The 6,496-nt window shown below is 40.3% G+C and carries 4 protein-coding genes; 1 reads left to right on the top strand and 3 read right to left on the bottom strand.

Annotated elements, in window-relative coordinates; translation table 11 throughout:
- Positions 1-323: 323 nt before the first annotated feature.
- Positions 324-2,024: a hypothetical protein gene (locus tag FDK13_RS15380; RefSeq protein ID WP_137340882.1), complete on the bottom strand. Its 1,701-nt coding sequence runs from the start codon at positions 2,022-2,024 to the stop codon at positions 324-326.
- 947 nt (positions 2,025-2,971) lie between these two features.
- Between FDK13_RS15380 and FDK13_RS35425 the strand changes: the two genes are divergently transcribed.
- On the top strand, positions 2,972-3,112 hold the full coding sequence (locus FDK13_RS35425; protein WP_170982809.1) for a hypothetical protein: 141 nt from the start codon (positions 2,972-2,974) through the stop codon (positions 3,110-3,112).
- Positions 3,113-3,244: 132 nt separating this feature from the next.
- On the opposite strand, the gene FDK13_RS15375 is transcribed toward FDK13_RS35425, so the two are convergent.
- The gene (locus tag FDK13_RS15375) at positions 3,245-4,078 is read right to left on the bottom strand and encodes a universal stress protein (RefSeq protein WP_137340881.1); all 834 of its coding nucleotides are present in this window, start codon (positions 4,076-4,078) and stop codon (positions 3,245-3,247) included.
- Positions 4,079-4,087: 9 nt separating this feature from the next.
- Entirely contained in the window at positions 4,088-6,493 is a 2,406-nt protein-coding gene (locus FDK13_RS15370) for a phosphoketolase family protein (protein WP_137340880.1), read from the bottom strand.
- Positions 6,494-6,496: the final 3 nt, after the last annotated feature.

Genomic DNA, 6,496 nt, shown 5'->3' with positions numbered 1-6,496 from the left:
TTCTGATCGTTACAAAAAGCCGCAAGTCCGGCCTGGTAACCTATTGGCGAAAAAAAGTGAAATGGCGAAAAAATACTTATTTTAAAAGTTGTCTTCAATGTAGCCTCCAACTTCGGCCTGAAATACGATTAGACGGCCCACGCATTATGGTACATTATGACATTTTCTCCATCTCAGTCTCCTATCCAGGAACAACAGCCCTTTATTAAAATCCCATAGAAACAGCTACCGAAGCCTCAGTTCAACAGAGGCTTAAAACGCAACTCCGTAAACTACGTCGCGTTTAAGCCCTATTTGTTAGCAGAAGCTTTAGCTAAGGCATGTCAGCAATATTTATTGAAGATTATTTCGTCAATATTGTCAGGCACTTTATCTCCATATGCTGAAGCAACAACTTTGCCATAGTTTTCTAAGTCAATAGTTCCATCCCCATCTATTGCGTCTAAAAATACCTTTTCATTAGCTGGTGTAACTAAGACGATGTACCAAGCTTTTCTCCCTGTGGTATCATTAGCTGTAAGTTTATGGCAATGTCTATACATAAGCCTAATAACATTATACAAGGCAGTTGATTTCCTTTTTTCAAACAACTGTAACTCAAATGAATTAGTAACCTCTACTTGTTTTAAACTTTCAAGGCTGTGTTTATTTTCGGTTATAATTTCTAAAATATCTTTAGTAGTCTTTTCAAGGGCCTTTTGAAATAACAATCCAAAAAACTTAATTAATTTATCATCGCTATTTAACCATTCTGTAGAATAACTAACTAAGCTCTTATCTGACAACAGCGAAATGTATGGGAGCAGGCTAAATAAAATAAAATCATCGTCTTTGGTTTTCATACAATTTGTAAGTAATCTGCTTGCAACCGAAAGCTCTTTAAAACCATAATTAGCCAAATGTTGAGCTAGTAAGCCTTTAATTTCTTCGGAAGAGATTAAATATTTTATATAAAGCATCTTGCATATTTCTTCATTTATTGGCTCATAAATTAAATTTGGTGTAGGTAGATTATTGTCTAAAGAAGAAGCACAATCAACGGCAAAGTTTCCCTTGTACGCATTAGTTTGAGAACAGGAATAGTTTATTATTGATAATAATAACCTTATACTATGAACTCTTTTAGATTTGGCAAATGAATCGAATAAGATTTCTAACTGATCATTTGTGGGTTTCCATAAAGATTTATTTATTTCGTATTTTGTATTAAGTAACCAAACGAGACTCCATGCGGCAGCTTGTTGAATCTGTGAATTGCCACAATTAATATAGTTTAGTATTGTGATTACTAATTTATCTTTTATCTGACTTTCAAATTTTTTATTAAAGTCACCTCTATTTTCAATATATAAATTGTCTGGTGTATAGTAATTAAATCCAATATTTACCATATTCCAGAAATATTCAATTGCTTCTTCTTTTGAAATATCTAAATCCAGTTGTTTAGGTAATTTTAGCTGGTTGGAATTAAATAAATGGATGCTGTCATTTTCCATTATGTATAGCCAAAGCAGGGAAGCATTGTATTGCAATTGTTCAGAAATTTCGCTGTTGTAGTAAGTTTTTATTAATAAGTTAAGAATTTTTTGTTTAAATGGATATGTCTGGAAAAAAGTATCAAATATTTGATTCTCTTTTTTATACTTAAAAAAGTTCTGAATATAAATTCCCTTTTCTTTCAGAATTTCGTTGATTAGATTTTCAAGTTCAGAATCTGTATTAGTTTGCTGAGAATTTTTAAGTAATTGCTGAACTTTAAATTCTAATTGTCGATTTGTGTCAAATCCTTGTTCTTTGTAAGGTAATAGCCTGCTATTTTCTAACTGAAGTTGAAGGGAGGTATTCTCTTGTTTTACACTTATAATTGTTTCTGAGTAGTTAGTAATGATAGTGATTTGAGTGGTGGGTATATCTGATTTCTTCTTTTTCTTAATTCGCTGGGCATAAATTGGCACTACTATAGCCAGTATGGCAATAATTGAGGGGACAATCCAACTCAAATTGTCAAGGAAATATTTTAGCATAAAACTTATAGTTTTATTTTGTTTGTCATATTAGGAGAGTTTCTAAAAAGTTTCTGCCAATGTTGAAACATTGGCGTTGTGGCGGTCATCGGAGTTTCGTTCGCCTGAACCGCTACTCAATGTATAACTAAAAGTTGAAATTAAGAAAAATTGCTGATGAGCAATTCGTCAAGCTGGAGCCGCTGTGCGATAGTAGTACAAAAGTTGAGATTTATACCTGCTGCTGCCATAACGCCAATGCACCTGTTGGCTACTGTGCGATTGTCGGGCTACGATACCAAATGAATGCCATATAGTTTTAAAAGTGATTGTGAATCAACGGTATTTGTTGTCGAACTATGAAAGAATGACCAGCAAGACTACCATGTCAAGCTAATAAAACCACCCCGAAAAACAGTCTCCCAAAATTCCTACGCGTCCACCTAACAGCAAAATGCTAGCCCAAAACCAGTCGCAAAATGCAGGTCAGGTTGTCAGCATAAAAAACGTTATAGGTCGAAAGTCAACCTAAAAAAAGTTTCCGAAAAATGGGGTCGGGTAGAGCTAATTTTGTCGATATAAAAGTCAGCGTAAATGATACTGGTTTGTCCGACAGCATAGTAGCCAACGTTCAGGGCTTGCTGCTGTGCTGGATTTTATAATTGTCAGCCCGGAACTGGGGCCCAATTAAATTACTGATGATGAAGATAAGGACAGAAGCTCAATAGTCGTGAGATAAGCTTTGCTTGTTTTTGATACATAACAACTTGACTAAAAGTCCATAACTTTATATATACGAACCTTCGCAGCGAAACCTTTTGATTCATTGGTGTCCGATGTCAATTCAATAGTCTGGTTTCTAAGTCTGTCTTGTTTTTGCAATTGGTCGTTTGAGGCCGCATGGAAGAGCATAAAGTAGAATTGACTTAGAGCAAAGGTTGTTTTACAAAGTTTAACAGGCTTAAATTATGGAAAAAGCATCCCAAAGCAAAGTGAACGGTAAAAAAGTGAGTTTAACGTTGGTTAATCCTTATTCTGCCGGTATCGATATCAGTGACAAAGAACATGACTTATTCGTTGAAGCTAACTTTTTAAAATTAGCTGATTAGGTCACAACAGTAAAATTCTTCATTTAACCGTTTTCTGAAATAAGTTATTTATTCAAACAGGGTTAAACACAAGGTTCAGACGAACTGAAACTCGTGTTATCTAAATGGTGGCTTTATGTTGGTTGCTCTTGCCTACACCTTATTAAAAACCAAAACCGGAACCGCCGGATCATAAGAATACTCCGCTGATTTACTGGACAAAAACAGCTTCTCAAACAAAGACCTGTGATGTTCCGTAAACATCACCAGCATGGAAGGTTTCGTCCGGGTGATGGCTGCTTCAATTTGAGAAACCAGACTTTCGGCAGGTTCAAAAAACTTGATATCCAGCTTCATATGCAGGTGATCTGATTTTTTTGTTGCCTGCTCAATCTTTTTGGGATCGATATGTGTTTCCAGAAAAGTGCTGAAATGAAGCAGTTGGACTTCTGCGTTGATGGGCTTGGCAAATGCGGCAACGATTTCCAGTTCTTTATCCAGGTTAGTAAGGTCGGAAGCATACAGGATACTCGTGATCTTTTTGGACTTGTACGTATAGGGGACAGCAATGACAGGGATTTCGGAATTATTGATCAGATTAGCCGTATTGGTGCCAAGAAGTCTTTGCAGTTTACCGGCTCCCCGCGTGCTGATGCATATAAAATCAATGTGATTCTCAGCGGCATAGTCCATGATATTGCTTTGCGCAAAAACAGAACTTTTAATCACGCATTGGCAGTGTTCAGGCTGAACTCCAAGCTCCTGATAGACTTTTTGGACAAACACATCCAGTTTTTGCTGAATCTTTTCAGTCTCTGTTGTTTCATAGTCCTTGATCCGGGCAGCTGTCCAGGCCGTGGGCGACATGATGTTATAGGAATGGAAAAAAGTGAGTACAAACTTACTTTGTGATGCCAGTTGGATTGCAAACCGCAGGCCTGCTTTTGAGCCTGCAGAGAAATCAGTAGTAACGAGTATTTTTTTCACGGTTGTGTTTTAAATAAAATTGTTTGACGGACTCAAATTCCATTTCCAGTTCAGTATTTCGGGCATATCTTCGCCGTGAATGTTAATGTAAGCTTTGTGATCCAGCAGTTTATCCCGGAGATATTGTTTGGCGTAAGCACCTTTGGCACCCAAACCAGGCAGGCGGTCAATCACATCGCTCACCAGATGGAACCGGTCAAGATCATTGAGCACCACCATATCAAACGGTGTCGTGGTCGTTCCTTCGCCTTTGTAACCACGCACGTGCAGGTTTTTGTGGTTTGTACGGCGGTAGGTGAGGCGGTGGATCAGCAGCGGATAGCCGTGAAAAGCGAAAATAATGGGTTTGTCTTTGGTGAAAAGGATGTCGAAATCACGGTCGTTTAATCCATGCGGATGTTCGCTTTCGGGTTGGAGTGTCATCAGATCCACCACATTAATAACCCGTACTTTCAATTCAGGCAATTGTTCCCTGAGAATTTGTACGGCAGCAATCGTTTCAAGCGTGGGTACATCTCCGGCGCAGGCCATTACAACATCGGGTTCAAAACCTTCATCATTACTGGCCCATTCCCAGATACCAAGCCCGGCCGTGCAATGTTTGATCGCGGCATCCATATCGAGCCACTGCATTTCGGGCTGTTTTCCGGCGACGATTACATTGATATAATCCCGGCTTCTGAGACAATGATCTGTTACTGACAGTAAAGTATTGGCATCCGGTGGCAAATAAATACGGACAATTTCCGCAGTTTTATTGGCCACAACATCCAGAAAGCCAGGATCCTGATGACTGTTTCCATTATGGTCTTGTCTCCATACATGCGAGGTCAGCAGGTAATTCAGCGAGGCGATCGGTTTGCGCCAGGGCAGGTTTCTGGAAACTTTAAGCCATTTGGCATGCTGGTTGAACATCGAATCCACAATGTGAATGAATGCTTCGTAACAAGAAAACAACCCGTGCCTGCCGGTTAATAAATATCCTTCCAACCAACCCTGACAAAGGTGCTCGCTTAAAACTTCCATTACCCGACCATCAGGGGAAATTTGGTTATCGCCCGGAATAATCTCAGCCGTGGATGTTCTTTCGGTAATATCAAACAAATGCGAAAGGCGGTTGGAAGCCGTTTCATCCGGCCCGAATATCCTGAAATTGCGTTCATGCCAGTTTGATTTCATCACATCCCTTAGAAATTCGCCCATAACCGAAGTCGCTTCCGCAGTAATATTTCCAGGCGTGGGCACTGCCACGGCATGATCTTTAAAATCCGGCATTTTTAAGTCCACAAGAAGCGATCCGCCATTGGCACTTGGATTGGCACCCATTCTTCGGTTTCCTTTCGGTGCAAGTTCAGCGAGTTCAGCGATCAGTTTTCCGTTCTCGTCAAAAAGCAGTTCGGGTTTGTAGCTTTTCATCCAGGCTTCAAGCATTTGAACATGTTCAGGTTTGGTGGCCAGTTCGGCCAAAGGAACCTGATGCGCACGCCAGGTGCCTTCGATTTGAAGTCCGTCTACTATTTTTGGGCCCGTCCATCCTTTTGGTGTACGGAAAATAATCATGGGCCAAACCGGTCGCTTTTTAAATCCATAAATCCGCGCATCACTTTGGATCTGCCGGATTTCTTCCACCACGATATCCAAAGTTCTGGCCAGCAATTCATGCATGGTGTCTGGATCATCACCTTCCACAAAATAAGGATTATACCCATATCCGCGGAAAAGCTGCTCCAATTCCTCTTTTGGGATCCTGGCCAAAATGGTAGGGTTTGCAATTTTATAACCGTTCAAATGAAGGATCGGAATCACTGCACCGTCATTGACTGGGTTCAGGAATTTATTGGAATGCCAGCTCGTTGCCAGTGCCCCGGTTTCGGCTTCACCATCACCGATGACACAGGCTGCGATCAGGTACGGATTGTCAAAAACGGCTCCAAATGCATGGACAAGCGAATAACCAAGTTCTCCTCCTTCGTTGATAGAACCGGGTGTTTCCGGCGCTACGTGACTGGGAATGCCGCCCGGAAATGAAAACTGTTTGAAAAGTTTCTGCATCCCTTTTTCATCCTGACTGATATTCGGGTAAACTTCGCTGTAAGTTCCTTCCAGATATGTATTAGCCACCAATCCTGGGCCGCCATGCCCGGGGCCGGTCACGTAGATGATATTCAGGTCGTACTGTTTGATGATGCGGTTGAGATGAACATAAATAAAATTTAGTCCCGGCGTGGTGCCCCAGTGGCCCAAAAGGCGCGGCTTGATATGTGCAAGTGTCAATGGCTCTTTTAGTAACGGATTACCATATAGGTAAATCTGGCCGACGGACAAATAGTTAGCTGCATGCCAGTAAGCATTCATTTTTCGTAATAATTCCGGTGTTAAAGTTTTTACTTCAGTACCGGTATCTTCCATTTCCATAAT

Source organism: Dyadobacter frigoris (genome assembly GCF_005280585.1).
GTDB classification, from domain to species: domain Bacteria; phylum Bacteroidota; class Bacteroidia; order Cytophagales; family Spirosomataceae; genus Dyadobacter; species Dyadobacter frigoris.
The sequence above is the reverse complement of the archived record's forward strand: the minus strand, read 5'-3'. Positions and strand labels throughout refer to the sequence as shown.

Bases quoted from the DNA above. Each gene is read 5' to 3' on its own strand.
- FDK13_RS15380 (WP_137340882.1), bottom strand. From the start codon at position 2,024: ATGCTAAAATATTTCCTTGACAATTTGAGTTGGATTGTCCCCTCAATT.
- FDK13_RS35425 (WP_170982809.1), top strand. From the start codon at position 2,972: ATGGAAAAAGCATCCCAAAGCAAAGTGAACGGTAAAAAAGTGAGTTTA.
- FDK13_RS15370 (WP_137340880.1), bottom strand. From the start codon at position 6,493: ATGGAAATGGAAGATACCGGTACTGAAGTAAAAACTTTAACACCGGAA.